Annotated in this window: 24 protein-coding genes and 1 tRNA gene; 8 read left to right on the top strand and 17 right to left on the bottom strand. The window is 67.8% G+C overall.

Annotated elements, in window-relative coordinates; all coding sequences use genetic code 11:
• Positions 1-149: 149 nt before the first annotated feature.
• The gene (locus tag ACQ5J0_RS05395; RefSeq protein WP_462569509.1) at positions 150-953 is read right to left on the bottom strand and encodes a class I SAM-dependent methyltransferase; all 804 of its coding nucleotides are present in this window, start codon (positions 951-953) and stop codon (positions 150-152) included.
• 191 nt (positions 954-1144) lie between these two features.
• Here ACQ5J0_RS05395 and ACQ5J0_RS05400 point away from each other — a divergent pair, with 191 nt between their 5' ends.
• Together ACQ5J0_RS05400 and ACQ5J0_RS05405 are read left to right on the top strand one after the other, a co-directional pair.
• Positions 1145-2695, top strand: coding sequence for an alkaline phosphatase D family protein (locus ACQ5J0_RS05400; protein WP_462569510.1), 1551 nt, complete (start codon positions 1145-1147; stop codon positions 2693-2695).
• Between the two features lie 13 nt (positions 2696-2708).
• Entirely contained in the window at positions 2709-4034 is a 1326-nt protein-coding gene (locus ACQ5J0_RS05405) for an alkaline phosphatase PhoX (protein WP_462569512.1), read from the top strand.
• On the opposite strand, the gene ACQ5J0_RS05410 is transcribed toward ACQ5J0_RS05405, so the two are convergent.
• From ACQ5J0_RS05410 to ACQ5J0_RS05425, 4 genes are all read right to left on the bottom strand, one after another.
• Positions 4012-4434 carry a hypothetical protein gene (locus ACQ5J0_RS05410; RefSeq protein WP_462569513.1) on the bottom strand — a complete coding sequence of 141 codons (423 nt, stop codon included), beginning with the start codon at positions 4432-4434 and terminating at the stop codon, positions 4012-4014. The two genes, ACQ5J0_RS05405 and ACQ5J0_RS05410, sit on opposite strands and share 23 nt — an antisense overlap.
• A gap of 90 nt (positions 4435-4524) precedes the next feature.
• Positions 4525-4609, bottom strand: a tRNA-Leu gene (locus tag ACQ5J0_RS05415).
• Positions 4610-4693: 84 nt separating this feature from the next.
• On the bottom strand, positions 4694-4975 hold the full coding sequence (locus ACQ5J0_RS05420; protein WP_462569514.1) for an integration host factor subunit beta: 282 nt from the start codon (positions 4973-4975) through the stop codon (positions 4694-4696).
• A gap of 167 nt (positions 4976-5142) precedes the next feature.
• Positions 5143-5484, bottom strand: a complete 342-nt coding sequence (locus ACQ5J0_RS05425; protein ID WP_462569515.1) for a GntR family transcriptional regulator — start codon at positions 5482-5484, stop codon at positions 5143-5145.
• Between the two features lie 199 nt (positions 5485-5683).
• Between ACQ5J0_RS05425 and ACQ5J0_RS05430 the strand changes: the two genes are divergently transcribed.
• The 5 genes from ACQ5J0_RS05430 to ACQ5J0_RS05450 all read left to right on the top strand — a co-directional run bounded on the left by ACQ5J0_RS05430 (position 5684) and on the right by ACQ5J0_RS05450 (position 11449).
• The gene (locus ACQ5J0_RS05430; RefSeq protein ID WP_462569516.1) at positions 5684-7375 is read left to right on the top strand and encodes a peptide MFS transporter; all 1692 of its coding nucleotides are present in this window, start codon (positions 5684-5686) and stop codon (positions 7373-7375) included.
• Between the two features lie 80 nt (positions 7376-7455).
• Positions 7456-8826 (top strand): amidohydrolase, encoded by a 1371-nt coding sequence (locus tag ACQ5J0_RS05435; protein ID WP_462569517.1) that lies wholly within the window; start codon positions 7456-7458, stop codon positions 8824-8826.
• Complete coding sequence (locus ACQ5J0_RS05440; protein WP_462569518.1) at positions 8823-10193, top strand: amidohydrolase family protein; 1371 nt, start codon at positions 8823-8825, stop codon at positions 10191-10193. The genes ACQ5J0_RS05435 and ACQ5J0_RS05440 overlap by 4 nt, the downstream gene beginning before the upstream one ends.
• 13 nt (positions 10194-10206) lie before the next feature.
• The gene (locus ACQ5J0_RS05445; protein ID WP_462569520.1) at positions 10207-10698 is read left to right on the top strand and encodes an FKBP-type peptidyl-prolyl cis-trans isomerase; all 492 of its coding nucleotides are present in this window, start codon (positions 10207-10209) and stop codon (positions 10696-10698) included.
• A 37-nt stretch (positions 10699-10735) separates the two neighbouring features.
• Positions 10736-11449, top strand: coding sequence for an NnrU family protein (locus ACQ5J0_RS05450; RefSeq protein ID WP_462569521.1), 714 nt, complete (start codon positions 10736-10738; stop codon positions 11447-11449).
• Positions 11450-11465: 16 nt separating this feature from the next.
• On the opposite strand, the gene ACQ5J0_RS05455 is transcribed toward ACQ5J0_RS05450, so the two are convergent.
• From ACQ5J0_RS05455 to rpe, 7 genes are all read right to left on the bottom strand, one after another.
• Positions 11466-12263, bottom strand: a complete 798-nt coding sequence (locus ACQ5J0_RS05455; RefSeq protein WP_462569522.1) for a crotonase/enoyl-CoA hydratase family protein — start codon at positions 12261-12263, stop codon at positions 11466-11468.
• 4 nt (positions 12264-12267) lie between these two features.
• Positions 12268-14190, bottom strand: coding sequence for a 1-deoxy-D-xylulose-5-phosphate synthase (gene dxs / locus ACQ5J0_RS05460; protein WP_462569523.1), 1923 nt, complete (start codon positions 14188-14190; stop codon positions 12268-12270).
• Between the two features lie 56 nt (positions 14191-14246).
• Complete coding sequence (locus tag ACQ5J0_RS05465; RefSeq protein WP_462569524.1) at positions 14247-14714, bottom strand: Fur family transcriptional regulator; 468 nt, start codon at positions 14712-14714, stop codon at positions 14247-14249.
• A gap of 49 nt (positions 14715-14763) precedes the next feature.
• Entirely contained in the window at positions 14764-15444 is a 681-nt protein-coding gene (gene msrA / locus ACQ5J0_RS05470) for a peptide-methionine (S)-S-oxide reductase MsrA (RefSeq protein WP_462569525.1), read from the bottom strand.
• A gap of 226 nt (positions 15445-15670) precedes the next feature.
• Complete coding sequence (gene purH / locus ACQ5J0_RS05475; RefSeq protein ID WP_462569527.1) at positions 15671-17260, bottom strand: bifunctional phosphoribosylaminoimidazolecarboxamide formyltransferase/IMP cyclohydrolase; 1590 nt, start codon at positions 17258-17260, stop codon at positions 15671-15673.
• A 5-nt stretch (positions 17261-17265) separates the two neighbouring features.
• Positions 17266-19218 (bottom strand): heparinase II/III family protein, encoded by a 1953-nt coding sequence (locus ACQ5J0_RS05480; RefSeq protein ID WP_462569528.1) that lies wholly within the window; start codon positions 19216-19218, stop codon positions 17266-17268.
• The gene (rpe, locus tag ACQ5J0_RS05485; RefSeq protein ID WP_462569529.1) at positions 19218-19877 is read right to left on the bottom strand and encodes a ribulose-phosphate 3-epimerase; all 660 of its coding nucleotides are present in this window, start codon (positions 19875-19877) and stop codon (positions 19218-19220) included. Before rpe ends, ACQ5J0_RS05480 begins: the two co-directional genes overlap by 1 nt.
• A gap of 252 nt (positions 19878-20129) precedes the next feature.
• Between rpe and ACQ5J0_RS05490 the strand changes: the two genes are divergently transcribed.
• Positions 20130-20621, top strand: a complete 492-nt coding sequence (locus ACQ5J0_RS05490) for a DUF2141 domain-containing protein (protein WP_462569530.1) — start codon at positions 20130-20132, stop codon at positions 20619-20621.
• Positions 20622-20625: 4 nt separating this feature from the next.
• Here the strand turns inward: ACQ5J0_RS05490 and ACQ5J0_RS05495 are convergent, their stop codons facing one another.
• The 5 genes from ACQ5J0_RS05495 to ACQ5J0_RS05515 form a co-directional block, all read right to left on the bottom strand.
• On the bottom strand, positions 20626-21537 hold the full coding sequence (locus ACQ5J0_RS05495; protein WP_462569531.1) for a hypothetical protein: 912 nt from the start codon (positions 21535-21537) through the stop codon (positions 20626-20628).
• On the bottom strand, positions 21534-22580 hold the full coding sequence (locus ACQ5J0_RS05500; protein ID WP_462569532.1) for a diacylglycerol/lipid kinase family protein: 1047 nt from the start codon (positions 22578-22580) through the stop codon (positions 21534-21536). Before ACQ5J0_RS05500 ends, ACQ5J0_RS05495 begins: the two co-directional genes overlap by 4 nt.
• A 213-nt stretch (positions 22581-22793) precedes the next feature.
• Positions 22794-24710: a hypothetical protein gene (locus tag ACQ5J0_RS05505; RefSeq protein WP_462569533.1), complete on the bottom strand. Its 1917-nt coding sequence runs from the start codon at positions 24708-24710 to the stop codon at positions 22794-22796.
• Positions 24711-24942: 232 nt separating this feature from the next.
• Entirely contained in the window at positions 24943-25704 is a 762-nt protein-coding gene (locus ACQ5J0_RS05510; protein ID WP_462569534.1) for an anti-sigma factor, read from the bottom strand.
• Positions 25697-26248: a sigma-70 family RNA polymerase sigma factor gene (locus ACQ5J0_RS05515; protein ID WP_462569536.1), complete on the bottom strand. Its 552-nt coding sequence runs from the start codon at positions 26246-26248 to the stop codon at positions 25697-25699. The genes ACQ5J0_RS05510 and ACQ5J0_RS05515 overlap by 8 nt, the downstream gene beginning before the upstream one ends.
• Positions 26249-26376: the final 128 nt, after the last annotated feature.

The following is a 26376-nucleotide window of genomic DNA, read 5'->3' on the forward strand; positions in this document are numbered from 1 at the left end:
CGAGCCCGATTGGCTTCGGCGCAGGGCCGCCTTCGCGATGTTGGAGAACGGCTGGATGCATAGGATAGAGTCCAAATTTTCGACACTGCTGCTCGTTCAGGGCGGACTAAACCGCCGCAGCCCGAGCGTCAATGATATGTTATGGTGTATCATAGTCGCGGCATGGCTCCTGTTGCGATGCGTCCGGTGCCGGGAAGGCGAGCCTTCCCATCGTGCGATAGCCCCGCTGCTCGCTCGATGGCCAAGGCTATGGTTCGGTCGCGATCGGCCTCTGCGAGACCAGCAAGCATGGGGTTGCGCAAGATCATGGGATGGTCCCGAGTAAAGACTGCCATGTCGACCTCGAAGACGTGAGTTCTCTCGTGGATCTCGATATGATCGAGCCCTGCCGTCCGCATTTCTTTGGCGAAGTGGTCACGGTCGGCGAGAATGGCCCAGGCGTCCATCTCCACCGGCGCCGGAACGCCCGTTACCTCCTCGCGCGCCATCGCGAGGAACTGGTTGGGGCCGAAACCATGCCCATTGTCGGCCGTCGCCACCACCGCCAACCCGCCGGGGCGCAGCACGCGCGCAATTTCGGCCAGCCCCGCGCGCCAGTCCGGGAACAGAGGCACACCGAAGACCGAACACACGCGATCGAAGCTGGCGTCATCCAGAGCGAGCGCCTGTCCGTCCATCTGCCGGGCAACGATCGGCAGCTCGCCGATCCGCCCGGCGAGACGATCGACCATGGCTTGCGAGAAGTCGATCGCCGTCACCCGTGCCCCGCGCCGGGCGGCGGCCAGCGCGAGTGCTCCGGGGCCGGTGGCGACGTCCAGCAAGGTCAAGCCTGGTTCAATTTGTGCCAATTCGGCCGCATCCTCGCAGAACATCGCAGTGAAGGGTTCGGCGGAGGCGACGTATTGATCGGCGGTGTCATTCCAGAACTCGGCCGTCTGTATGGGAAGGGGCATTTTGAATCTCCAATCGGCTGGATGGCGGGCAACGCGCCTGCGCAGCTATACACTGAGAATGAGATGGTATAACGTGTGACTCGTCAAGGCGTGTCGGGCAACTGTGTTTCACATTGTGTCGCCGTCCTGTCATACCGGTTCGCGAAGCGGCGCTTGCGACCAAACACATACACTCCCGTCAGGAGACCCGAATGACCATCCGCATCAGCCGTCGAGGCGTCCTCGGCGCCGGGGCCATCCTTGCCGCGAGCCCGGCAATCCTGCGCGCACAACAGCTGTTCACCGCCTATCCGTTCCGCCTCGGCATCGCGTCAGGCGATCCTGCGGAGGACGGCTTCGTGATCTGGACCAGGCTCGCGCCCGACCCGCTCGAGCGGCACGGCGGCATGCCGATGGCGCCGGTCGAGGTCGAATGGGAGGTCGCACGCGACGAGCGGATGCGCGATATCGCCGCGAGCGGGACCGCCCTCGCGCGCCCAGAACTCTCCCACAGCGTGCATGTCGAGGTCGGCGGCCTCGAACCGGGGCGGCAATATTGGTACCGCTTCGCGATCGGGCGCGAGCGCTCGATGCGCGGCAGGACGCGCACCCTTCCGGGCGCCGCTGCCTCGGTCGATCGCCTGCGCTTCGCGGTCGCCGGGTGCCAGCATTACGAGGATGGGCTCTACACCGCCTATCGCCATCTGGCCGCGGAGGATCCGGACTTCGTCTTCCATTACGGCGACTATATCTACGAATACCGCAGCTCGCCCTTGCCGATCGGCTGGGACGGCCAGCCGCGCCGCTTCGTCCGCGCGCATGAAGGGCAGATGCTCTACGATATCGGCGACTACCGTCAGCGTTACGCGCAGTACAAGATGGACCCCGACCTGCAGGCCGCGCATGCCGCGGCCGCGTGGTTCGCCAGCTTCGACGATCACGAGATCGAGAACAATTGGGTTAGGCTGCAGGACCAGCAGGGCACGCCGCCCGAAGTCTTCGCGCTGCGCCGCGCGATGGCGCTGCAGGCATGGTACGAGCATATGCCGGTGCGCCGCAGTTCGCTCCCCGGACAGACCGGCATCGCCGCCTATCGCCGCGCCAGTTTCGGGGGTCTGCTCGATCTGCATGTCCTCGACACGCGCAGCTTCCGGAGCGACCAGCCCTGCGACGACGGCTTCAAGCCCGTCTGCGAGGTGGTGACGAACCGCGCGGCGACAGTGCTTGGCGAGGCGCAGGAACGCTGGCTGTTCGCCGGCCTCGCCGAGCGCCGGCCGCGCTGGAACGCGCTGGCGCAGCAGGTGATGATCATGCCGCTCGACCGCCGCACCGGCGACGAGCCGGAGGAAATCCGCAACATGGACAGCTGGGGCGCCTACGATGTCCCCCGCGAACGGCTGCTGCGCCAGCTGCGCGGCAAGAACGCGGTCGTCCTCACCGGCGACGAACATCAGACCTTCGCGGGCGAATTGCGCACCGACGGCGGCGACGGCGAGGCGGTTGCGGTCGAGCTGGTCACCACCTCGATTTCGTCCGGCGGAGACGGGGCCGATGTCCGGAGCGGGGCGGATCGCATCCGCGAGCGCAACCCGTTCCTCAAGTTCACCGGCGACCGGCGCGGCTACACGCTGTGCGAGGTCACCCCGCAGAGCTGGGAGAGCGCCTTCAGGGTCGTCTGTTCGGTGAGCACGCCCGACGCGCCCATCGCCACGCTGGCCACGGCCACCATCGCCGCGGGCGAACCCGCGCTGAGCATTGCATAAGGATCACGACGCCATGAACATCGATCGCCGCCGCTTCATCGGAACCACCGGCGCGGCATTCGCCGGACTTCTGCTCAGCGGCTGTGCGGGCCGGGCAGCTCCGTCCCTGTCCTCGCTCACGTCCTTTTCGGACTACGGTCCGCTGTTGCCCGATCCCGCGGGACTGCTCGATCTGCCCGCAGGTTTTTCGTATCGGCTGATCTCCAGCCTCGGCGACCCGATGGCCGATGGTGGCAATGTGCCCGACAAGGCCGACGGAATGGGCTGTCTGCCGCTCGGCGATGACGAGATCGTGCTGATCCGCAACCACGAACTGGTTCCGACCGACGACGCCGGCGGGCCGCTCGCCTCCGGCTACGGGACGCGCGATGGCCAGGTCGTGCCCGGCGGTACGACCAATATCGTGGTCGATGCCCGGACGCTCGAGCGCAAGCGCGAGTTTCGCAGTCTCGCGGGCACGATCCGCAATTGTTCGGGCGGGATCACCCCGTGGGGCAGCTGGCTGACCTGCGAGGAAGCCCCCACCGGCCCGGGGCAGCGTTATGGCGAGGGGCTGGCGCAGAACCACGGCTGGGTGTTCGAGGTGCCCGCCACCGCGACGGGCCTGGTCGATCCCGTGCCGCTCAAGGCGATGGGCCGCTTCAACCACGAGGCGGCCTGCGTCGATCCGGCGACCGGGATCGTCTATCAGACCGAGGACCGCAACGACGGCGTGCTCTACCGCTTCATCCCCGCAAGCCCCGGCAAGCTTGCAGCGGGTGGGCGGCTGGAAGCGATGCGGGTCGTGGGGCTCGCGGACACGCGCAACTGGAACGGCCCCGCGATGGCGCTCGGTCGGCGCTATTCGGTTGATTGGGTTGCGCTGGACGAGGTCGAAGCGCCTAAGGACGATCTGCGCCACCGCGCGCTCGCACAGGGCGCGACCCCGGTCGCGCGGGGCGAGGGCATCCACATGGGCACGGACGAACTCTTCGTTTGCTCGACCAACGGCGGCGCGAAGAAGCTCGGCCAGATCTTCAAATTCATACCCGGGCGCGGCGGTTCGCCCGATGCCGTCGAGCTGTTCTTCGAGAGCGAACGCGAGGACCAGTTCAATTACGGCGACAACCTCACCGTTGCACCCAATGGCCACCTGATCGTCTGCGAGGACCAGTATACCGAGGTGGTGGACAACCATCTGCGGGGCATCACGCCCAATGGCCACGCCTATGATCTGGGCAGATTGCGACTTCAGACCGAGTTGGCCGGCGGATGCTTCTCGCCCGATGGCAAATGGCTCTTCGTCAACGCCTATGCGCCCACGAAAACCATGGCGATCACGGGACCTTGGGCGGCGTAATCGTTGCGGGCAGCTTCTTACCCGTCAGCAGCTGCGGATCTTCAGCCCCGGAACGCGCCCTCGCCAGCGTCCGCGCCCGCATTGGCGTGGAAAAGCTGGGCGGCGGTCTTCGATCCTCGACAACGCCGCGAAGGAGGCGAGATTTTCGCATCCGGTCAGTTTGCCCGCACGTGACCCGGACATTGCTGGCCGCATCAAGAAGCGACGTGTGGAAATCGATAGCTTCAACGAAACACACAAGGTCCTGCGTCAATAGGTCGAGCGCGGTCCTACGCAGATAGCACCAGCAGCCGTTCGCAAGTTTGGGGCGCTGGTCTGTCAGAAGCTGTTGGAAAGTGCCCACACGGCGCGTCAGCAGATCGCACGCGCATACATCCGCGAAGTTCGGGTTGGAGAACATATCGAGATTTCCGGTGACAAGGACGCGCTCGCACACGGTGCTGCCGCTGTCGCTCGGTCAAAGAAGGCGGTGCCCATCTTTAACCGGAAATGGTGCGGGTGGCGGGACTCGAACCCGCACGATCAAGGATCAGGGGATTTTAAGTCCCCGGCGTCTACCATTCCGCCACACCCGCACTTGCGAGCGGGTTAGCCAGTCCGATGCGGGGCGACAAGCGAGAGAGTGAGGCAGACCGGTCTCGGCCGGTGCCACTTCCTACCTATTCGTCGTTGAGGACCCGCCGCATTTCCTTGCCTGGGCGAAAATAGGGCACGCGCTTGGCCGGCACCTCGACCTGATCGCCGGTGCGCGGATTGCGGCCCTTGCGGGCTTCGCGTTCACGGGTGGAAAAGGCGCCGAAACCGCGCAGTTCGACCCGGCCGCCTTCGGCCAGCCGCTGACTGATCTCGTCGAAGAAGATATCGACCACCTGTTCGACCTCTTCGGCGCGCAGGTCCGGGTTGTCCTTTGCCAGCGCCGCCAGGAGTTCGGATCGTATCATGTTGCTCTCCCGACCGCCTGTCCGGCATGTCAGCTGAATTCCAGTGGTGCGACCCGGCGGTTGGCCGGCGCGCGGTCCCGACCTTGGCCCAGACCTGCCAGAAAGGTCCCGTCGCGGCAAGTTAACAAAGGAATGTATTTCACGCGGCGCCCCGGGGCAGCAAGAGGTCAGGCAGGAGCGAGCAGGTCCTCGGCATCGAGCCCCAGCCGGTCGATCCGCTCGCGAATGAGCGGCCATTCTTCCTCGACGAACGATTGCCGCTCGCTGCGGCGCAACCGGTCGGCGGCACCGGCGACGACATACATGCCCACGCCGCGCTGTACCGCGACCAGACCGTCGGACTGGAACTGCTGATAGGCCTTGGCAACCGTCAGCGGGTTAGCTCCCTGCTCCGCCGCGAGCGCCCGCACCGAGGGGAGCATCTTGCCCTCGGCATAGCGCCCATCAATGATCGCCGCGGCGATCAAGTCGCGCAGCTTGAGATAGACGGGCTTGGATGGGTTGCTCATCGCATTTCCTAAACGGTACGCTGCTGCAGTGCCATAATACAGCGCGGCGCGCAAGGTTCCCACCTGGGCCGGATATCCGCATCCCAAGCGGTGGCCGATGTAACTAATGCTTCACATGATGACGCGAGTCGCTAGGGTGCGCGCGGTTGGGAGGCCTGGCACGCAAGATCAGGTCGGTACGCAAAGGGTTGGAATTTCCATGGTCGAGGGTCTTTTCTTCACATTCGGTTCCGCATTCGAGATGTGGGCGTTCAGGGTGGCGGTGATCGCTCTCGCCAGCTTCCTGATTGGCGGCATGGTGCTCGTCACCCGCCCGCAGGAAGAGGTCATCGGCCACCCCAAGGGGCTGTTCCTGCTCTTCATGGCCGAGATGTGGGAGCGTTTCTCCTACTACGGCATGCGCGCCCTGCTGATCTTCTACCTCGTGCAACACTGGCTGTTTTCGGACAGCGAGGCCTCGATCATCTACGGCGCCTATACAGCGCTCGTTTACATCACCCCGGTCCTCGGCGGGTATCTGGCAGATCGCTACATCGGGCAGCGCAAGGCTGTGCTCTTCGGCGCCGTCCTGCTGACGATCGGCCACTTCTTCATGGCGTTCGAGGGCGGCGGCGGTCAGGACGATCCGATCATCAACGTGTTCTGGCTTGCGCTGGCGCTGATCATCGTGGGCTCGGGCTTCCTCAAGGCGAACATCTCGGTCATCGTCGGCCAGCTCTATTCGCGCACCGACGTCCGCCGCGACCCGGCCTACACCATCTTCTACATGGGCATTAACGTCGGCGCGGCGACCGCGTCGATCATCTGCGGCTATCTGGGCCAGACCTATGGCTGGCAATACGGCTTCGGCCTCGCCGGCTTCGGCATGCTGATCGGTCTGGTTTTCTTCGTTCTCGGCAAGCCGCTGCTGCTCGGCAAGGGCGAACCCAAGGACCCGGAGAAGATCAAGGGTTTCAAGGAATGGGCGATCTACGGTGCCGGTCTGGCCATGGTCCTGCTGTGCTGGGCGGCGATCCAGTATCAGGAGATGGTCGGCTACGTGGTCGGCGGGTTCGGCGGCGGATTGGTGCTCTACGTACTGTTCACAGCAGTCACCAAACTTGCTCCGGACGAGCGTGACCGCATCTTCGCGGCGATGTTCCTCATCCTGACCTCGATCGTCTTCTGGGCGCTTTTCGAACAGGCCGGCTCTTCGCTCAACCTGTTCACCGACCGTCACGTCGACACTCAGGGCGTGAATGCCTCGATGTTCCAGTCGATCAACGCGATCTATATCGTTCTGCTCGCACCCGTCTTCGCCTTCACCTGGCAGACGCTGGCCCGGAAGGGCCTGGAACCGTCGACCCCGCTCAAGTTCGGGCTCGCCGTCATCCAGGTCGGTCTCGGCTTCCTCGTCCTGGTGTGGGGTTCGGAAACCGCAGGTCTCAACGTCCCGACCCCGGTCCTCTTCATCTTCCTGGTCTATCTGCTCCACACCACCGGCGAACTCTGCCTGTCGCCTGTGGGCCTTTCGGCAATGAACCGGCTCAGCCCGACGCATATGGCCAGCCTGATCATGGGCACCTGGTTCTTCGCCTCGGCGACGGGCAATTTCGCCGCCGGCCTGATCGCTTCGGCGACCGGGGGCGAAGGCGTTGGCGAGGAAGCGGGCAAGCAGGTCGTGCTCGACGTCTACAGCACCGTCGGCTGGTACGCGGTCGGGATCGGTGTCGCGGTCATGGTGGTCAGCCCGCTGATCAAGAAGCTGATGCATCTCGACACGCTGGTGGACGACAATGTCGGCGACGATCTCGAGGGCCAGAAGCAGGCCGGGATCGAGGCGCAGGAGGCCGGGGTACACCCCGCCACCGCGCCACAGATCCCCGGTGCGCCCGGCAACAATCGCCGATAAGGCTATCAAGGAGGCCGGGGCGCAACGCTCCGGCCTCTTTCAATTCCGCTACGACTTCACGAGACGAAACGAGGGGCACGATGAGACTTCCAGCCAGATTAGCGGCATGCCTGCTGGCGAGCAGCGCGCTCGCCGCCTGCGCCACCACCGACGGCGCCGACCGCAGCGCGACATCGTCCAGCACTGCAGCCGAGACCGGCTCGCCCTATGCCTCGACCTACCGCCCCTATCCCGGGCGCCCGATCGCGCTGGTGGGCGCGACCGTGTTCGACGGCACGGGCGGGCAGATCGACAATGGCACGGTGCTGTTCCGCGACGGCAAGGTGGTCGCTGTGGGCGATTCCTCGCTTTCGACCGAGGGCTACGACCGCGTCGATGCCACCGGCAAGTTCGTGACCCCCGGGGTGATCGACATCCATTCGCACCTCGGCGATTATCCGACCCCCAGCGTCGAAGCCCATTCGGACGGCAATGAGGCGACCAGCCCGACAACCCCCGAAGTCTGGGCGGAGCATTCGGTCTGGCCGCAGGATCCGGGCTTTTCGCGCGCGCTTGCCAATGGCGGCGTGACCAGCCTGCAGATCCTGCCCGGCTCGGCCAATCTGACCGGTGGACGCACCGTGACGCTCAAGAACGTCGCCGCGCGGACGGTACAGGGGATGAAGTTCCCCGGCGCGCCCTACGGCATGAAGATGGCCTGCGGCGAGAACCCCAAGCGCGTCTACGGCGGCAGGGGGCGGATGCCCTCCACCCGCATGGGCAATTTCGCGGTCAACCGGCAGATGTGGCTCGATGCCAAGGCCTATGACGGCGAAAAGCGCGATCTGGGCAAGGAAACGCTCAAGGGCGTGCTCGACGGCGAGATCCTCATCCACAACCATTGCTACCGGGCCGACGAGATGGCGCTGGTGATGGATATGGCCAAGGAGATGGGCTACAAGGTCACCGCCTTCCACCACGCGGTCGAGGCCTACAAGATCGGCGATCTGCTGCGCGAGAACGACGTCTGCAGCGCGATCTGGGCGGACTGGTACGGCTTCAAGATGGAAGCCTATGACGGCATCCTCGAGAACGCTGCGCTGCTCAACCAGGCCGGCGCCTGCGTGGTCATCCATTCCGACGATGCCAACGGCATCCAGCGCCTGAACCAGGAGGCGGCCAAGGCGCAGGCCGCCGGACGCCGGATGGGGATGGAGATTTCCGATGGCGACGTGATCGGCTGGATCACGCTCAACGCCGCCAAGGCGATGGGTATCGCCGATCAGACCGGCAGCCTCGAGGCGGGCAAGATGGCCGATGTGGTGCTGTGGAACGGCGATCCGCTCTCGGTCTATTCGCGCCCCGAGAAGGTCTGGATCGACGGCGCGCTGATGTTCGATGCGCTCGACCGCAAGCGCCGCCCGGTAAGCGATTTCGAGCTCGGCCAGCCCGGTGAAGGAGACGTGAAATGATCAAGCGCACGCTTCTCGCCGCCGCGGCGGCCTGTGCCATCGCCGTCCCGGCCGCCGCGCAGGATTTCACCATCGCCAACGCCACCGTCGTCACCGGCGACGGAAGCGAGCCGATCGAGAATGGCCATGTCGTCGTGCGCGGCGGCCGGGTGGTTTCGGTCGGCGCCGGCGCACCCGCTGCCGGCGGGACCGCCATCGATGCCGAAGGCCGCTGGGTCACCCCCGGGCTCTTCGCCACGGTCACCACGCTCGGCCTTTCCGACGTCGGCGCGGTCAGCGAATCGAACGACACGCGGGCGGGCGATTCGCCCTTCAGCGCCGCGCTCGATGCTGCGCCCGCGATCAATCCCAGCTCGCAGCACATTCTCGTCCACCGCGCCGCCGGCGTGACCCGCGCCACCAGCGTGACCATGCCCGCAAGCTCGATCTTCGGCGGGCAGGGGGCGATCATCGATCTTGGCGCCGACCCGCAGGCGGTTGTCCGTCCCCGCGCCTTCCAGGTCGTGGCGCTGGGAGAGAGCGGCGCCCGGCTCGCGGGCGGCAGCCGCACCGCGACGCATGCGCTGCTGCGCAACGCGCTGCGCGAGGCGACTCAGTTCGGCGAGGACGCCAGCATTCCCGGCCGCGCCTCTCGCCCGGGCGATATCCGCACCGGCGACGATCTGCCGATCGATCCGCGCATGGCGGGCGATGACGCGGTGCGCGGCGACGATGTCCTGCTCACCCGCTTCGACGCCGCCGCGCTGGTCCCGGTGGTTCGCGGCGAACAGCCGCTCTATGTCGCGGTCGAACGCGCTTCGGACATCCGCAGCGTCCTCGCGCTGCGCAGCGAATTCCCGTCGCTCGACCTCGTGCTCGTCGGCGCCAGCGAGGGCTGGCTGGTGGCGCGCGAGATCGCGGCCTCGGGCGTGCCGGTGATCGCCGACGGTCTCGACGACCTGCCCGAGAACTTCGAGGAACTGGCCAGCACGCAGTCGAACATCGGCCGCATGGTGGCCGCCGGGGTCAAGGTGGCGATCAACGCCTCCTCGATGGAAAATCCCCGCAATCTCAACCAGTATGCGGGCAATCTCGTCGCGCTGTCGCGGGTGCCGGGTGCCTCGGGGCTGAGCTGGGGCCAGGCCTTCGCCGCGATCAGCTCAATCCCGGCGGAGATCAGCGGCATGGGCGGGCGCGCGGGGGTGCTCGCACCCAATGCGGTTGGCGATGTGGTGATCTGGGACGGCGATCCGCTCGAGCTTGGCGCCATGCCGGTGCGGGTGTTCATCGACGGGGTCGAACAGCCGCTCGACAACCACCAGAGCCGCCTCAAGGAGCGCTATCGCGATCTCGACGAGAGCACCCTGCCCAAGGCCTACGACTGGTGAGGACCTGAAAGACATGCGGACCACCCTCATCGCGCTCGGCGCGGCCTTCGCGGCGGTCGGCTTCTATGCCGCGACCGCGCAGGACGAAGCGCCCGACCGTTCGAACGATCTCGCCTGGCACAGCGCGCAGCAGGCCTATCTGGGCGGGCTCGAAGCTGCGGACGGCTGGCACTGGATGGAGGGCGGCCTGCGCTGGCGGCTGCTCGAGGGCGACCGCAGCGGCGCGCGCCCGAGTGTCGCCGACGAGGTGACCGTCCATTACGAGGGCCGCTTCATCGACGGGGCGGTGTTCGACAGCTCCTACGAACGCGGCGAGCCCGCGACCTTCCCGCTCGCTCGGTTGATCCCCGCCTGGCAGGTGGCGATCCCCGAAATGGGCGTGGGCGATACGATCGAGATCGCGGTCCCCGCCGATCTGGGCTATGGTCCGGTCGGCAAGGGTCCGATCCCGGGCGGCGCGACGCTGGTCTTCAAGGTCGAGCTGATCGGTATCGGGGGACGCTAGACAGACGCTGGATAGACGCTGGATAGGGGGGAAGGCGATGGGCGGAGAGCTGACAGGCGCGGGCGGCGGGACACTCGACCCGGCGCTGATCCAGCTGATTGCCGGCAGCCTCGCCTTCGTCGGCACGCATTTCGCGATGTCGCACCCTCTGCGGCCTTGGCTGATGAAGCTCGGGCAGAACGGTTTCATGCTTGCCTACACGCTGGTCAGCCTCGCGGCCTTCGTCTGGATGGTGCTGGCGTTCAAGGCCGCGCCTCCCGGCGATCTGGGCGGCAGCGGCGAGCTCGGCTGGCTGCTCTCGACGCTGATAACCCTGCCTGCGCTGGTGCTGCTGATCGGCTCGCTCACCCCCGGCAATCCCGCGATGCCAACCCCCGGCGCCGCCGCCGCGGCGCGTGCCGCGCCCAAGGGCGTCTTCCGCATCACCCGCCACCCGATGATGTGGAGCTTCGCACTCTGGGCGGTGTCGCACATCCTCCTGTGGTGGAGCTGGCGCACCAATGTCGTCGGGCTGGCGATTCTGACCCTCGCGCTGCTCGGCGCGCATCTGCAGGACCGCAAGAAGCGCGCGCTGATGGGCGAGGACTGGCAGGCCTGGGAAGCGCACACCTCCTACTGGCCGCGCTGGAGCAGGCTGGGTGCTGCGGGTGCGAGGATCTGGATCGCCGCGCTGGTGCTCTGGGCCTTGTTGAGCTGGGTCCACCTGCCGCTGGCGGGTATACCAGCCGGCCTCTGGCGCTGGGTCGGCTAGCCCGGCGGACCCCGAATCAGCGGCCCCTGAACTGCGGCGCGCGCTTCTCGATCAGCGCGTCGACGCCTTCCATGTGATCCTCGGTCAGATGCATCAGCGCCTGCGTGTTCGCGGCCATCTCGAGCGCGGTGTCGTAGCTGGTCTCGCGCCCCTGACGCATCAGGTTCTTGGCGTGGCGCAGCGCATGCGGGGGCATGGCGGCGATCTTGCCCGCCAGCGTGTTCGCTTCGTCCATCAGCGCTTCGGGTCCGGTCACGCGGCTGACCAGCCCCCAGGCGCAGGCGGTCTCGGCGTCGATCACCTCGCCGGTGTAGAACAGTTCGGAAGCACGTGCCTCGCCGATGATGCGCGGCAGCAGCCAGGTGCCGCCATCGCCGGGGATGATGCCGAGCTTGAGGAAGGTCACTCCGAATTTCGCCTTGCTGGACGCGATCCGGATATCGCCCAGGCAGGCGAGATCGCAGCCCAGCCCGATCGCCGGGCCGTTGACCGCCGCGATCAAGGGCACGCGCAGGCCGTAGAGCGCACGCAGGATCCGGTGGATATTGTTTCGGTAATTGTCCGACAGGCCCGGAGCCGTGCCGCCGAAGGAGCCGCTGCGCTCCTTCATCGCCTTGATGTCGCCCCCCGCCGAGAACGCCCGTCCGGCGCCGGTCAGAATCACGCAGCGCACTTCGAGATCGAGATTGATTGCGTCACAGGCGGCGACGAAGGCATCCCCGTCGCCCGCGGCGCCAAGCGGGTTCATCGTCTCGGCCCGGTCGATCGTCAGCGTCACGACGTGGCCGGCGCGCTCGACTTTCAGCAGCCCCACCGCGTCAGGCCCGCGCTTCTTCCACGCCGGCGCTGTTGTGCTGCAGCGCGTTCAGAACCTTCTCGACGATATGCGGCGCGTTGAGCCCCGCTTCGTCATACTGCTTGGCCGGATCGTTCTGGTCCTGGAAGGTATCGGGGAGCCGCATGGTGCGGATCCGCAAGCCATTGTCGGTCAGCCCGGTGTCGCTGGCGTGGGTGAGGACATGCGCGCCCAGACCGCCCACCGCGCCTTCCTCGATCGTGACGACGACATCGTGGCTGCGCATCAACCGGTCGATCAGAGCGGTGTCGAGCGGCTTGGCGAAGCGCATGTCGGCCACGGTGGTGGAGAGGCCGCGGGCATCGAGCTGGTCGGCCGCCTTGCGCGCCTCGCCCAGCCGCGCGCCGAGCGAAAGGATCGCGACCTTGCTGCCCTCGCGCACGATCCGGCCCTTGCCAATTTCGAGCTTCTCGAGCGTCTCGGGGATTGCGACACCCACGCCGTTGCCGCGCGGATAACGGAAGGCGATCGGGCCGTCGTCGTACTCGGCGGCGGTGTAGGTCATGTGCGCTAGCTCGGCCTCGTCGGCGGCGGCCATAACGACGAAATTGGGCAGGGTGGACAGATAGGTGACATCGAAGCTGCCAGCATGCGTCGCGCCGTCGGCACCCACCAGCCCCGCGCGGTCGATCGCGAAGCGCACCGGAAGGTTCTGGATCGCGACGTCGTGGACCACCTGGTCGTAGGCGCGCTGGAGAAAGGTCGAGTAGATCGCGGCGAAGGGACGCATCCCCTGCGCGGCGAGCCCGGCGGCAAAGGTCACCCCGTGCTGCTCGGCAATCCCGACATCGAAGGTGCGATCGGGGTGGGCCGCGGCGAAACGATCGACCCCGGTCCCGCCCGGCATCGCGGCGGTGATCGCGCAGATCCGCGGATCGCTCTCCGCCAGCTTGGCCAGCGTGTCGCCGAAGACGTTCTGATAGGCGGGCGGACCTTTTGCGGATTTCGCCTTCTCGCCGGTGACGACGTCGAATTTGGGGACCCCGTGATACTTGTCGGCGCTGTTCTCCGCCGGGGCGTAGCCCTTGCCCTTCTGCGTCACGACATGGACCAGCACCGGGCCCTGCTCGCTGTCGCGAACGTTCTCGAGAATGGGGATCAGATGATCGAGATTGTGACCGTCGATCGGGCCGACGTAATAGAAGCCCAGCTCCTCGAACAGCGTCCCGCCGGTGACCATGCCGCGGGTGTATTCCTCCGCCTTCTCGAGGCTGGAATGAACCCGCTTGCTCATCTTGCGCGCGACCTTGGAGGCCAGGCTGCGCAGGCCGAGATATTCGCTGCTCGAGACCATTCGCGCCAGATAGGCGGACAGTCCGCCGACCGGGGGGGCGATCGACATGTCGTTGTCGTTGAGGATCACCACCAGGCGATTGCCCGCCTGCTCGGCGTTGTTCATCGCCTCATAGGCCATCCCTGCGCTCATCGCGCCATCGCCGATCACCGCGATGCCGCGACCATTCTGGCCCTGCATCTTGTTGGCCATGGCGAAGCCCAGCGCCGCGCTGATCGAAGTCGAGCTGTGCGCCGCGCCGAAGGGATCGTATTCGCTTTCCGACCGCTTGGTGAAACCCGACAGACCGCCGCCCTGGCGCAAAGTGCGGATGCGGTCGCGGCGACCGGTCAGGATCTTGTGCGGATAGCACTGGTGCCCGACGTCCCAGACGAGCCGGTCGGTGGGCGTGTCGAAGACGTAGTGGATCGCCACGGTGAGCTCGACCACGCCGAGCCCGGAGCCCAGATGCCCGCCGGTCGAGCCGACCGCATCGATAACCTCGTCGCGCAATTCGTCGGAGAGCTGGCGCAATTGTTCCTTGCCCAGCTTGCGGAGGTCGACAGGCAGGTCGACGGTATCAAGCAGCGGCGTCTGGGGTTTCTGACTCATAGGGTTAGAGCCTTACACAGGCTTTTCGAGCCTGTCGATGAACGCTTGAACGGCTCTCAGGCCGCGCAGGCCTGGCACAGTCCGCGCAGTTCGACCACCGGGCGGACCGCTGCGAAACCGGCATCCTGCCCTGCGGCGCGCAGCGCATCGGTCACGCGGCGATCGTCGAGATGGCTGGCCTTGCCGCAATCGTCGCAGATCAGGAAAATGCAATCGTGGCGGCAGCCGGGGTGGGTGTTGACCAGATAGGCGTTGGCGCTCTCGATCCGGTTGGCGAGGTTGTTGCGCACGAACAGGTCGAGGATGCGGTAGACGCTGTTGGGCGCCACCCGCTTGCCGCGCGAGGCCGAGAGATTGTCGGCGATGTCGTAGGCGGAAGCGGGGCGTTCGTGGCTGGCGAGCTCCTCGAATACCGAGGCGCGCATCCCGGTCCATTGCTCGCCGGCATCGGTCAGCGTGCGCTGCGCGGCGGCGGTGAGATCCTCGCCCGAATGTTCGGCATGCTTGTGTATCGGTGTGGCCATGCCTGGAAGGTAAGCCGGGTGGTGCCAGCTTGCAAGCAGGGGCGCGGGATCAGCCGGGCTTGAACTCGGCGCGATAGACGCCCGGATAGAGCCGCTTCAGCGCCGCCAGCTTGGGCACATCCCAGCGCAAGACATATGGATGGCGCGGGTTGCGGAGCGCGAAGTCCTGATGCGTGGCTTCGGCGGGGTAGAAGGTCCGTGCCTGGGCGACCGGGGTCACGATCGGCGCGTCCCATTTGCCGCTGCGCTTCATCTGCGCGAGATAGGCGCTGGCGACCCGGCGCTGTTCGGCGGTCAGCGGCACCAGCTCGGCGTTGTAATGTGGGCCGCGATCGGGGCCCTGGCGGTCCTTGAGCGTGGGATCGGCGATCACCGAGAAGAACACCCGCAGCAGCTGGTCGTAGCGGATCACCTCGGGATCGTAGACCACCTTCACCGCCTCGACGTGATCGGTGATCCCGCTCGACACGAGATTGTACGAGGCCTGGCGCTTGGTGCCGCCGTGATAGCCGGAGACCGCGCTGCGGACGCCTTCCACGTGGCTGAAGACCGCCTCGACGGTCCAGAAGCATCCGCCGGCAAAGATCGCAGTCTCGAGCCCCGAACCCTCATCCGCGACCACCGATGCCATCGGCGCAGCGACCACGCGCTGTGCCGCATTCGCCGGCTGCTGGCACGCCGAAGTGGCGAGAAGGAGCGCGGCGAGGGGGAGGAGTTTTCGGGGGCTCATTTTGTGCAAGATTACGCGAGTGCGCTTGTGAGAGTCGCGCTGAGCTCGGGGTTGCCGAGCGCGACGGCGAGGCCGCCGATCAGGAAGCCGAGCGCGAAGTTCACGTAGAGATTGCTGGAGGAGAGGGTCATGGCGGGATCTTTCTCTGCTTGTTCCAGCACGGGCTACACCAGGCGAGTTTGCGGCTCGGTTAATGTTGGTGTTGCCTGCCGTTCAGGCAAGCGGCTCAGTGGCGGAAGTGGCGCATCCCGGTGAAGACCATCGCGAGCCCGGCCTCGTCGGCAGTCGCGATCACTTCGTCGTCGCGGATCGAGCCGCCGGGCTGGATTACCGCGCTGGCGCCCGCCTCGACCGCGGCGAGCAGACCGTCGGCGAAGGGGAAGAAGGCGTCCGAGGCGACCGCCGAGCCCTGCGTGCGCGGCTCGGCCCAGCCGTAGGTCTCCGCCGCTTCGCGCGCCTTGAGCGCCGCGATCCGCGCCGAATCGCGGCGGTTCATCTGCCCCGCGCCGATCCCCGCGGTCGCGCCGTCCTTCGCATAGACGATCGCGTTGGACTTGACGTGCTTGGCCACGGTCCAGGCGAACAGGCAGTCGGCGAGTTCCTGCTCGGTCGGCGCGCGCTTGGTCACGGTCTTGAGCTGCGCCGCGGTGATCAGCCCGTCGTCGCGCGACTGCAACAGCGCGCCGCCGGCGATGGTGCGCAAGCTCATCCCGCCGCGCGCCGGGTCGGGCAGATCGCCGGTCAGGATCAGCCGCAGGTTCTTCTTCTTAGCGAACACCGCTTTCGCGGCATCGTCGGCAGATGGCGCGCAGACGACTTCGGTGAACACCTCGCTGATGGCCTCGGCGGTCGGCCCGTCGAGCGGGCGGTTGACCGCGATGATGCCGCCGAAGGCCGAGACGCTGTCGCATTGCAGCGCCGCCTTATAGGCTTCGATCAGGGTGTCGCCGGTCGCCACGCCGCAGGGGTTGGCGTGCTTGACGATCACCACCGTGGGCGGCCCGTCGCGAAACTCGGCGACCAGCTCGAGCGCGGCGTCCGCATCGTTGAGATTGTTGAACGACAGCTCCTTGCCCTGCACCTGCTCGTGATCGGCGAGCGACCCATTGGGCGCGAAGGCAGGGAGATAGAGCGCCGCCTTCTGGTGCGGGTTCTCGCCATAGCGCAGCGCCTGGCCCTTGCGGAACGGCACGGTGATCCGCTCGGGGAACATCTCGCCCTGATCGGCGAGCGCGAACCAGCTGGCGATCATCGCATCATATTCGGCGGTGGCGGCATAGGCCTTGGCGGCCATGCGGCGGCGGAAGGCGAAGCTGGTCGCGCCCTGACTTGTCTCGATCTCCGCGGTCAGCGCGTCGTAATCGGCAGGGTCGGTGACCACGGTGACGAAAGCGTGGTTCTTGGCCGCCGAGCGCACCATCGAAGGGCCGCCGATATCGATGTTCTCGATGATCTCGGGGCGCTCGGCGCCCTTGGCAACGGTGGCGGCGAAGGGGTAGAGATTGACCACCACCAGATCGATCGCACCGATCCCGTGCGCCTCCATCGCCGCGGCGTGTTCGGGATTGTCGCGCACCGCGAGCAGCCCGCCATGGACCCTGGGGTGCAGCGTCTTGACCCGCCCGTCCATCATCTCGGGAAATTCGGTGAGGTCGGAAATGTCGCGCACGCTCAGCCCGGCATCGCGCAGCGTCTTTGCCGTGCCGCCGGTCGAGACCAGCTCGACCCCGCGTGCCGCCAGCGCCGTCCCGAGTTCGACCAATCCGCTCTTGTCGGACACCGAAAGCAGCGCCCGTTCGATTTTCACTTCGCTCACCGCATTTATCCCATTTGTTTGAGCAGCCAGGGGAAATGTCCCCCGCTGCGCGATGCCAGTCCCTCGACGACCAATTGCTGGATCGGCTGCGGGCGGCCCTGCCCATCGACCCAGAGGCTTTCCTCGATCGCGAGTTCGCCTTCCTCGCCGCCCAGCCGCAGCTGCCAATAGCTGCCATCGGGAAGCGCGAGACCCGCGCCGCGGCGGTCCTCGGACAGGCCGAGCTCGATCCCGGGGCCGATGTGGAAGCGAATCGCGAACCCGATCTTGCCGCGCTGACCGCGCTTGCCCGCCGGGTCGAGCACATCCTCGCCGCGCAATTCGCGGCCGTCCTCGGACAGCACCAGGATGCGTCGGTGGATCAGCGCGAAACGCGAGGCATAGCCATCGTGGCAGGCCTCGAGCCTGGTGCCCTTACGCGCCGCCTGCCCGCTGCGGCGCGCGGGCTGTTCGATCGCGGCGCGGGTGATGTCGACTTCCTCGACCCCCTTGCCGATCTCGCCCTTGATGAGGACGGCGGTGGAATTGGCATCGTCGAGCACCAGCGTCGAATGCGCCGCGGTGGCGCGCAGCCCCTGTTCGATCCGCGCGGGCACCTGCCCGCCGGCGAGCGCGGCGCCGCCGCAATTGACGATGATCCGGTGCTGCCCCTGGGAGAATTCGAACGCCAGCGTCGAGGCGCAGCCGAAGCGGGCGTGGCGGCGGCGCGGCGGCGGCGCGGCGTCGAACTGGAGCACCGATTGGCCATGCGCGACATGCTGATAGCCCCATTGGCGCATGTCCTTGCCCGGACGCGCGCGGACCCCGCTGGCGCTTACCAGCGCGGCGAGCGTGGCGGCTGAGGTGGCGCCCGCGCCCTGCCACGAGCCCAGCCCGCCATCGCCGTGGCGCAGCGCCAGCAGCGGCGGCATCAGCATCGCCAGCATGGTGTCGAGCGCGCGCGGCGGGGTGCGCCCGGCCGCTTCGTAGCAGGCGCGCAGATCGATCAGCAGCGCGATCGCGTCCATCTGCGCCATCGGGCTGCGCGAGAGCATCCCGCCATCGTCGGAAACCGCCTCGCCCAGCGCGCGCAGCAGGCCCGCCTCGCCGAACAGCCGGCGTGGACGGCCATCGGGAAGCAGCAGCCCGGCGGCGGTGATCGCGCACCAGCCGGTCAGCGCGCCCAGCCCGTCCTCGGCGCGCTCGACATGGCGGTCGAGCCAGCGCGCGGTCGCGGCGATCGCCTCGAGCACGCGCGGGCGCAGCGCCTCGTTCTCGCCTGAGAGCACCAGCGGCGCGTGGACCAGCCAGGCGAGCAGCCGCTGGCCTGTGCTCTCGACGCTCCAGGCGGGGCCGCGGCCGGGATTGGCGAACTGGAGACCGGAGCTCTTCGCCGCGCCGATTCCGGGCCGCACGGTGTTGGCATCGAGCCAGGCAAGGATCACGCGTTCCGCCGCGGGGACGCCCTGTTCGCGCGAACAGGCGCTCGAGAGGTCGCGCAGCCAGGAAAAGCCGTGGACGACGCGCGCGAAGGGCGGGGTCAGCCGGGCGGAGGAGCCGAATTCCATCTGCGCGATCGGCGCGCGCACGCCGTGGACCAGAAAATGCCCCGCGCGCAGCGCCATCCCCGCGGCGCGGTCGCCCGCGAGCGGCGATTCGACCGTGGCGAGCAGCCGCAGCTTGGCGGGCTTGCGGAACGGCGCGGCGAGCAGCGCGCCGGGGACGCCGATACGATAGGCCCAGCGCAGCGCCGCATCGACCGGACCCGATGCGGTGGGGGCGAAATCGGCGAGCGCCAGCGCGCGCGAATTGTCGAGCGGCGCGGTCTCGGTGAGCGTCGCATCCTCGGCCGCAAGCGCGGTGGGCTCCTCGTCGGTGCCGAGCGGGAAGATGCTGCCTGCTCCCGCATTTGGCCCCGTCGCTGGCCCGGCGCCCTGCCCGCGCTCCTCGCGCTTGAGCGTGCGCAGGCCGCCTGCCATCAGGCGCCCTTCAGCGCGGCGATGTTGGCCGCGTAGCGACCGGGCCCGCCGGTGAAGGTCGCCGACCCCGCCACCAGCACGTCGGCGCCGGCCTCAACGCATTGGCGCGCGGTCTCGGGGTTGACCCCGCCGTCGACCTGGAGATGGATCGGGCGCCCGGTGGCGTCGATGCGGCTGCGGATCGCCTCGACCTTGGCGAGCTGCGACGAAATGAAGCTCTGCCCGCCGAAGCCGGGATTGACGCTCATCACCAGCACCAGATCGACCAGATCCATCAGATTGTCGAGCGCCTCGACCGGGGTGCCCGGGTTGAGCACCACGCCCGCCTTCTTGCCCAGCGCGCGGATCGCCTGAAGCGTGCGGTGGATATGCGGTCCCGCCTCGGGGTGGACGGTGATGTGATCGGCGCCGGCTTCGGCGAAGGCTTCGAGATAGGGATCGATCGGCGCGATCATCAGATGGACGTCGAAGGGCTTGGCGCTGTGCGGGCGCAGCGCCTTGATCACCTGCGGGCCGATGGTGATATTGGGGACGAAATGGCCGTCCATCACATCGACATGGATCCAGTCCGCGCCCGCGGCGTCGATCGCGCGCACTTCTTCGCCCAGCCTGGCGAAATCGGCGGAAAGGATCGAGGGGGCAATCAGCGGTGTGGTCATGGGCGAGTAGGGCCGTGGCGTAAGACCGGGGCGTTGCAACCCCGGCGGAGGTCGACTTGGCCGCGTTACCGGGGGGATGCCGCGGTTAACAAGGCGGTGGCCATGCGTTTTCCCCGGTTCGCGGCGGTGCTGTGCCACTTCGGGACGCAGGTGAGCCCGCGCGCGCGCCAATTCAGCCGCAATTCAGGGCCAAACCCCTAAACAAGGTGCAAATCGGGAGGCCCCGCCTCCGGCAGAAATCGGACAATCGACATGACCAGGACCTTCATCGCCCTTGGCGCCACGCTTGCTCTCGCGCTCGGCGCGGGGGGTACGGCCGCGCAGGCGCAGAACGGAAAGACGATCGCGCACAACCCGGCGCAATGCGCCGCGGGGGCCGGTCCTTCGGTCATGGTGACGATCAACGGCGTCTCGCAGAGCAAGGGAACGCTGCGGGTACAGAGCTATCGCGCGACCAGCCAGGACTGGCTGAACAAGGGTCGCTGGATCAACCGCATCGAGCTGCCCGCGCGCGCCGGCACGATGCGGGTCTGCGTGCCGCTGCCCGCCGCGGGCCATTACGGCATCGCGGTGCGCCACGACCTCAACAACAACGGCAAGACCGACCTGTCGAGCGATGGCGGCGCGATGTCGAACAATCCCAGCATCAACATCTTCAATCTCGGCAAGCCGAGCTACAAGAAGGTCGGTTTCGATGTCGGCAATGGCGTCGAGCGGATATCGATCGCCATGCGCTACATGTGATCTTCTAGCGCCGCTGCCCGCGGCGGTGCTTTCTCTTGGCGCGCCACAATTCCCACGCCGCGCCGGGCATCGCCAGCAGCGGATGCTTTGCGCGAAACGGCGTGACTTCGAGCGCGAGGCCGGTGTGGCGTTCGAGCTTCCACGCGCCATAGGCCGCCGCGCCCTCGAAGGTGGCGGTCGCCTTGGCGAGGCGCAGGATGTTGAGCGGCTTGCCCGCGCGGCGGCGCCAATGCCACCAGCGCAGCAGGCGCTCTCGTTCGGGCTTCGGAAGGTGCGGGCGCAACAGCTCGCCCTCGCGCTTGAACTCTAGCCCCTGCGCCTCCCATGCCAGCGGCAACAACCCGTCGAAATGCGATTCGTTGGCGACAAGGATCGAATCCTCGCGCCCCGGCTGCTCGATCCGGAATTCGGCCTGATAGGTGGCGCGGAACAGCGCGCGCCAATAGTCCTGCGCGCTGCCCTGCGCCGGGCCCAGCGCGGCGGCCAGCCGCGCGGCGGTCTGCGCCGCCTCGGCCAGCGCGGCAAGCGCCGCGCGGCGCGCGGGTTCGTCGGCCGCCCACACCAGCGCGCTGGGCTGGACGAAGCGCGCCCAGATCGTGGTGTCGCGCGAGCGCCCCGAAGCGGCGCGGGCGAATTGTTCGAGCGAGAGCGCCGCGATCTTGGCGCGCAGCACTATGCCGCCACAGGTCCATTCGCGGTAGCTCACGCGCGGCCAGATCCGCTCGCGCTGCGGGCCGGGCAGCAGCAGGTAGAAGTCGAGCACGCCCTCGAGCGAGCCGCTGCGCAGGTTCGAGCCGTAGAACAGCACCGCGCTGGCCCCCGCCTCTTCTGCGAGCATCCGCGCGAAACCCGCCACTTCGGCGCGCGGCGGAGCCTCTGCCATGGCGGCGATGCGGGCGGAGAGCGGCGCGCTCACACGGTGACGAAGGTGAGTTCCGGCCCCTGCGAGACAAGATAGCTGCCCGCAGGAAACGCCTCGCCGTCGAGGATGAACTGGTCGTCGATGATCATCTCGAAGGCCTCGGCCTCGCGCTGGTGCAGCCCCGCGCGCTCGAGCCAGCGCGGCTGCCAGCCGGCCAGGATCGCGGGCATGCAGGCCATCAGCCGGCGCGCCGCGCGGTCCATGACCGCCAGCTTGAGCCCCTCGGTCAAATCGCCGAACAGCTTGATGCCCAGCGGCATGCGGCGCAGCGTCGAGGCCAGCAGCAGTTCGCGGCGCGCGGGATCGCCGCGTCCCGAATGCGGCAGCGCCTGCCCGTCGGGCAGCAGCCGCAGATCCATGCCGACGCCGCGCCGCCAGGGGTTGCGGTCGCTTCCGAACACCACCTGCATCACGCCCCAGGCGGCGGTCATCCCCACCGCGAGACTGTCGAAGAAGCCGTAGCGGTGCGCGTCCTGCCCCGCGCGCACCCCGAGCGTGTAGGCGCCCGCGCCGAGGATGAAGCCGCGCAGCGGCGGACTGCGCCCGTCGAGCGCGGCGATGTCGATCGGCCGCCTTGTGACCGTGGTCCCGCTGGTGAAGGCGTCGATCGCATCGCGCAGCGACCAGTCGGCGGGTGCGCCCAGATCGACGTTGAGCGCGTTGGTCTTGCCCTTGGGGAGCACCGCCAGCAGCGGCCAGTCGTCGCCGAACACGCCGTAGCCGCAGGTCAGCACGTCGCGGACCGTCCCGTCGCCGCCGTTGATGATCAGATAGTCGATCCCGCCCGAGGCGAAATCTTCCAGCGCCGCGGCGATCTGGCTGCGCTTCTGGGGCGTCGCGACCATCACGTGGTGGCGCTCGCCCAGCGCGAGGTCCTGGCCCTTGTTGCGGTGGCTACGCGGGTTGTAGATCACCCCGATCCGCGCGCGGCGCGAGCTCAGCCGGCGCGAGTCCGAACGGCGCGGACGCCCGCCAGCCGGTCGCGGTCCGGCCTTGGACGCGGACACATCCGCAAATTCGTAGATCGAACTGTTCATACGCGCCTCGACACTGGCCCTTCCCGGTGGCTCGTGGACCCGCGATATAGGCGCACTCTGGGCCATTGCGAGGCGGTTTGTAACCAAATCGTCACGCAAGGCGCAGCGGACCCCGGCATTGCGACCGTGCCGGACATGAAAAAGGGGGCGAGGCATGACGCCCCGCCCCCTTCCTTCCTGGTCCGCAGGAATGCCCTCGAACCGGCGTTCGGCTTACCAGGAGGCCTGGAAACCGGCGCGCGCGCCGACCTCGCCCGAGTCGAAGCCGACCCCGACGCCGCCGGTCACCGCGGTGCTTTCGCTCACCCGCAGCCCGAAGGACGCCGAGCCCGCGACGCGGTCGTTGTAATAGCCGAAGCCGCCGGCCACGCCGAAGGTCTTGCCCGGCATGATGACCGGCGATTCCATCGCCAGCGCCAGCGCGACGCCTTCATTGGCTCGCCGCGCCTGGGTGCTGTTCTCCTGCGCCAGATCGAACAGCACGCTCTGGCGATCCTGCAGACCCATGATCGCGCTGCTGTTCCCCGCGATCAGGGCGGAATTGCCCGCGATTGCGGTGCTGTTGGCCTGAACGGCGGAGAAGCTCGCCAGATTGCTCAGCCCGGCGGAGGAGCTGACCCCCAGCGTGCCGTTGGCGTCGGCGGTCACCACCGCGATCGGTCCCATCTGCGAGGTGCTGCTGGCGCCCAGCGAGGCGACCACGACCTGACCGTCATTGGTGGCGGTGGCGCCATTGCCGATCGCGACCGAGTTCACGCCGGATGCGACGGCCTGATTGCCCATTGCGATCGCACCGTCGCCGCTGGCGGTGGCGGCTTCGCCGACCGAAACCGAGCGGACGCCCGATGCGGTGGCGAGATGGCCCAGCGCGGTGGCACGCTCGGCGGTGGCGTTGGCGCGCCAGCCATAGGCGGTGGCGCCCGCACCGATCGCCGAGGACTGGCCGCCGACCACCGTGGTCGAGGGCCCGCTGGCTATTGTCGAGAAGCCGGTGGCACCATCGCGATTGCCGCCGATGGCGATCGAATCGCCCCCGGTCGCCTGCGCGGTGTTGCCGATCGCGACCGAATTGCTTCCCGATGCGACCGAGTCTTCACCGCCGGCAAAGCTCTGATCGCCCGAAGCGGTGGATTGGTGGCCGACCGCGGTGCCCATCGCGCCCGTGGCTACCGCCTGCCAGCCAAGCGCTGTCGAACCCGGCGTGTTGGCAAGGCTTTCGCCGCCAAGCGCCGTGGTCGAATTGCCTACCGCCATCGCGTCTGCACCAAGCGCCAGGGCATCGACGCCGTCGACAACCGCGCCGTCGCCGTCGCCATCGGCATCGCTGCCGATCGCGATTGCGCCGACCTGCCGCGCTTCGGAATCACTGCCCAGCGCGATGCCGGCATCGTCGGTGGCCAGCGCGCCGAATGCGCCGCCATCGGTGTTGCCGCCAATGGCAATGCCGCCCCGGCCAAGCGCCGCGGCCGCTTCGCCCATCGAGGTAGAGGCGAAGCCTCCCGATTGCGCCAGATGGCCGATCGCGGTGGAGCGTTCGCCGGTCGCCTCGGCCTGCCAGCCGAAGGCGCTCGAACCCGGGTTCATCGCCACGCTCTCGCCGCCGACGGCGGTTGTGGAATTGCCCATGGCGACGGCGGTGTCGCCGACCGCCAACGCGTCGACGCCGTTGGCAATCGACTCATTGCCGATCGCGGTGCTGAAATCGGTCTGCGCATCGGCATTCTCGCCGACAGCGGTCGAGCGGACTCCCTGCGCGGTGGCAAGGTGACCCAGAGCGGTCGCGCGTTCGGCATCGGCGGCAGAACGCCAGCCCAGAGCGGTGGCACCCGGACCGCTGGCGAGGCTTTCGCCGCCGATCGCGGTGGTCGAGGGTCCGGTGGCGGTGGCCGGAGCGGCGCCCGCATCGTCGCTGCCCACGGCGACGGCATCGACGCCGTCCGCGACCGCGCCATTGCCGACCGCGGTCGCGCCCGCTGCGGTCGCGTCGGAATCGCTGCCGCATTCGGTGGCGTTGGTTTCGGAATCATTGCATTCGGGGGTGGGGTCGGCCTGCGCGGGCGAGGCGATGGCGAACATGGCGGTGCCCGCCAGCAGGGTCGCCGCGAGGCGGGTGTGGGTTGCGATCTTCATAGTGCTTTCCTTCCTTGTGGACCAGAAAGCCGATCGACGCGGGACATCCCCTCCCCAGCAGGACCCCGCTAGAGGCCAGGCTGCGCGAAACCCCGCGGGTCTCGGCTGCCTTCATGCGATGAAGGCGGCGCAGTTACCCCGCGGGTGGTGCATCGGATGCAGCGCCCGGTGAATTTATCTCAAGAGAGTTCGCAGGCTACTGAAATCCAACGGTGATTTCTCGCCTGGAGGATCAGACCCGGTCGAGTTCCCCGACCAGCAGGATCGGCATGGTCGGCGTCTCGTGACGCACGCCGCTGTCCTCCTCGAAGGTGACCGCAAGCGAGGCGCCGCCGACCAGCAGCGCGCTTTCCGCTGCCGACAGCTCGCGCTCGAACCGCCCGCTTTCGGGGATCGCCCCCAGCGAGACGGGCGCGCCCCCGGCGGGGATCACCCACAATTCGGGGGTCTGCCCCGGCTCGGCCTCGAGCCCGGCGATCGTCAGTGCCAGCCTGCGGTTCTCGATATCGACCACGCTGGCGAGCCTGCGCTCGGTCTCGGCATCCTGCAATTGCGCGATCAGCCGCTCGGAAGGCGCGGCGGCGATATCGGGCGGCACGACATCGGCCGGGCGCGGCGTCGCGAGGAACAGCGCCAGCGCTCCCGCGGCCAGTGCCCCCCCGGTAACCAGCGCCGCGAGGCTCCAATTGGATGCCCGACCGTCCGGCAGGGCCACGGGTTCTGCGGCAGCAGTCCCGCTCTCCGCATCGAGCCGCGCCTCGATCCCGCGCCAGACCGAGGCCGAAGGAAGATATTCTCCGGCCTGTTCGGCCATGGCGGCGAAGCGCTGCTCCCACCATTCGACCGCCTCGGCAAAGCCGCGATCGGCCAGCAGCTCGCGCTGCGCAATGGCGAGTTCGCCGCCTTCAAGCACGCCGAGCGCATATTCGCCGGCGCGGATGAAGGGATCGTCGGCTGCGGGGTCGCCGGCGGTGGGATCGAGCGTGTCAGCCACCCAGACAGCCCTTCAGTCCGGCGAGCCCGCGCCTGATCCAGCTCTTCATCGTGCCCAGCGGGACTTCGAGTTTGTGCGCCAGTTCGGAGTGGCTGAAGCCGTCGAAGAAGGCGAGCTTGATCGAACGGCGGTGGTCGGCCTGCAATTCCTCGAGGCAGCGCGCGAGTTCGGCGCTGTCCTCGCTGGCGCACAGCCAGTCGTCGGCGGGCAGCACGGTCTCGTCGGCGACCTCGGGCAATTCGTCGCCCGCGAGTTCGGCGCTGCGGCTCTCGCGGCGCAGGTCGTTGAGCGCGGTGTTGCGGGCGATCGTGCACAACCAGGCAATCGGGCTGCCCTTGGCGGGATCGAACCGCCCAGCGCGGCGCCACGCCTTGACATAGACCTCCTGCAGCAGGTCCTCTGCGCGCTCGCGGCCGCGCACGATCCGCACGATGGTGGCGAACAGCTTGGCCGATGTCATTTCGTAGACGGTGTGAAGCGCAGCGCGGTCGCCCGCAGCGACCCCGGCCATGGCTTCGACAAGTTGCAACCGGCGATCTGACATCGTGCTCCCCTGGGACCGCGCTGGAGCGAAGCTGGCGCGGTGTCAATCACCGGCTGGTCGAAAGCCGGTCCTCAGAGTGGAACCGTGCGACAGTGGAAAAAGCTGGTGCACCCGACAGGAAGATGGTC

It is taken from the genome of Qipengyuania sp. SM2512 (genome assembly GCF_054954005.1).

What these genes read in the sequence shown, in the direction of transcription:
- ACQ5J0_RS05395 (WP_462569509.1), bottom strand. Translation starts at nt 953, where the DNA reads ATGCCCCTTCCCATACAGACGGCCGAGTTCTGGAATGACACCGCCGAT.
- ACQ5J0_RS05400 (WP_462569510.1), top strand. Translation starts at nt 1,145, where the DNA reads ATGACCATCCGCATCAGCCGTCGAGGCGTCCTCGGCGCCGGGGCCATC.
- ACQ5J0_RS05405 (WP_462569512.1), top strand. Translation starts at nt 2,709, where the DNA reads ATGAACATCGATCGCCGCCGCTTCATCGGAACCACCGGCGCGGCATTC.
- ACQ5J0_RS05410 (WP_462569513.1), bottom strand. Translation starts at nt 4,434, where the DNA reads ATGTTCTCCAACCCGAACTTCGCGGATGTATGCGCGTGCGATCTGCTG.
- ACQ5J0_RS05420 (WP_462569514.1), bottom strand. Translation starts at nt 4,975, where the DNA reads ATGATACGATCCGAACTCCTGGCGGCGCTGGCAAAGGACAACCCGGAC.
- ACQ5J0_RS05425 (WP_462569515.1), bottom strand. Translation starts at nt 5,484, where the DNA reads ATGAGCAACCCATCCAAGCCCGTCTATCTCAAGCTGCGCGACTTGATC.
- ACQ5J0_RS05430 (WP_462569516.1), top strand. Translation starts at nt 5,684, where the DNA reads ATGGTCGAGGGTCTTTTCTTCACATTCGGTTCCGCATTCGAGATGTGG.
- ACQ5J0_RS05435 (WP_462569517.1), top strand. Translation starts at nt 7,456, where the DNA reads ATGAGACTTCCAGCCAGATTAGCGGCATGCCTGCTGGCGAGCAGCGCG.
- ACQ5J0_RS05440 (WP_462569518.1), top strand. Translation starts at nt 8,823, where the DNA reads ATGATCAAGCGCACGCTTCTCGCCGCCGCGGCGGCCTGTGCCATCGCC.
- ACQ5J0_RS05445 (WP_462569520.1), top strand. Translation starts at nt 10,207, where the DNA reads ATGCGGACCACCCTCATCGCGCTCGGCGCGGCCTTCGCGGCGGTCGGC.
- ACQ5J0_RS05450 (WP_462569521.1), top strand. Translation starts at nt 10,736, where the DNA reads ATGGGCGGAGAGCTGACAGGCGCGGGCGGCGGGACACTCGACCCGGCG.
- dxs (WP_462569523.1), bottom strand. Translation starts at nt 14,190, where the DNA reads ATGAGTCAGAAACCCCAGACGCCGCTGCTTGATACCGTCGACCTGCCT.
- ACQ5J0_RS05465 (WP_462569524.1), bottom strand. Translation starts at nt 14,714, where the DNA reads ATGGCCACACCGATACACAAGCATGCCGAACATTCGGGCGAGGATCTC.
- msrA (WP_462569525.1), bottom strand. Translation starts at nt 15,444, where the DNA reads ATGAGCCCCCGAAAACTCCTCCCCCTCGCCGCGCTCCTTCTCGCCACT.
- ACQ5J0_RS05480 (WP_462569528.1), bottom strand. Translation starts at nt 19,218, where the DNA reads ATGGCAGGCGGCCTGCGCACGCTCAAGCGCGAGGAGCGCGGGCAGGGC.
- rpe (WP_462569529.1), bottom strand. Translation starts at nt 19,877, where the DNA reads ATGACCACACCGCTGATTGCCCCCTCGATCCTTTCCGCCGATTTCGCC.
- ACQ5J0_RS05490 (WP_462569530.1), top strand. Translation starts at nt 20,130, where the DNA reads ATGACCAGGACCTTCATCGCCCTTGGCGCCACGCTTGCTCTCGCGCTC.
- ACQ5J0_RS05500 (WP_462569532.1), bottom strand. Translation starts at nt 22,580, where the DNA reads ATGAACAGTTCGATCTACGAATTTGCGGATGTGTCCGCGTCCAAGGCC.
- ACQ5J0_RS05505 (WP_462569533.1), bottom strand. Translation starts at nt 24,710, where the DNA reads ATGAAGATCGCAACCCACACCCGCCTCGCGGCGACCCTGCTGGCGGGC.
- ACQ5J0_RS05515 (WP_462569536.1), bottom strand. Translation starts at nt 26,248, where the DNA reads ATGTCAGATCGCCGGTTGCAACTTGTCGAAGCCATGGCCGGGGTCGCT.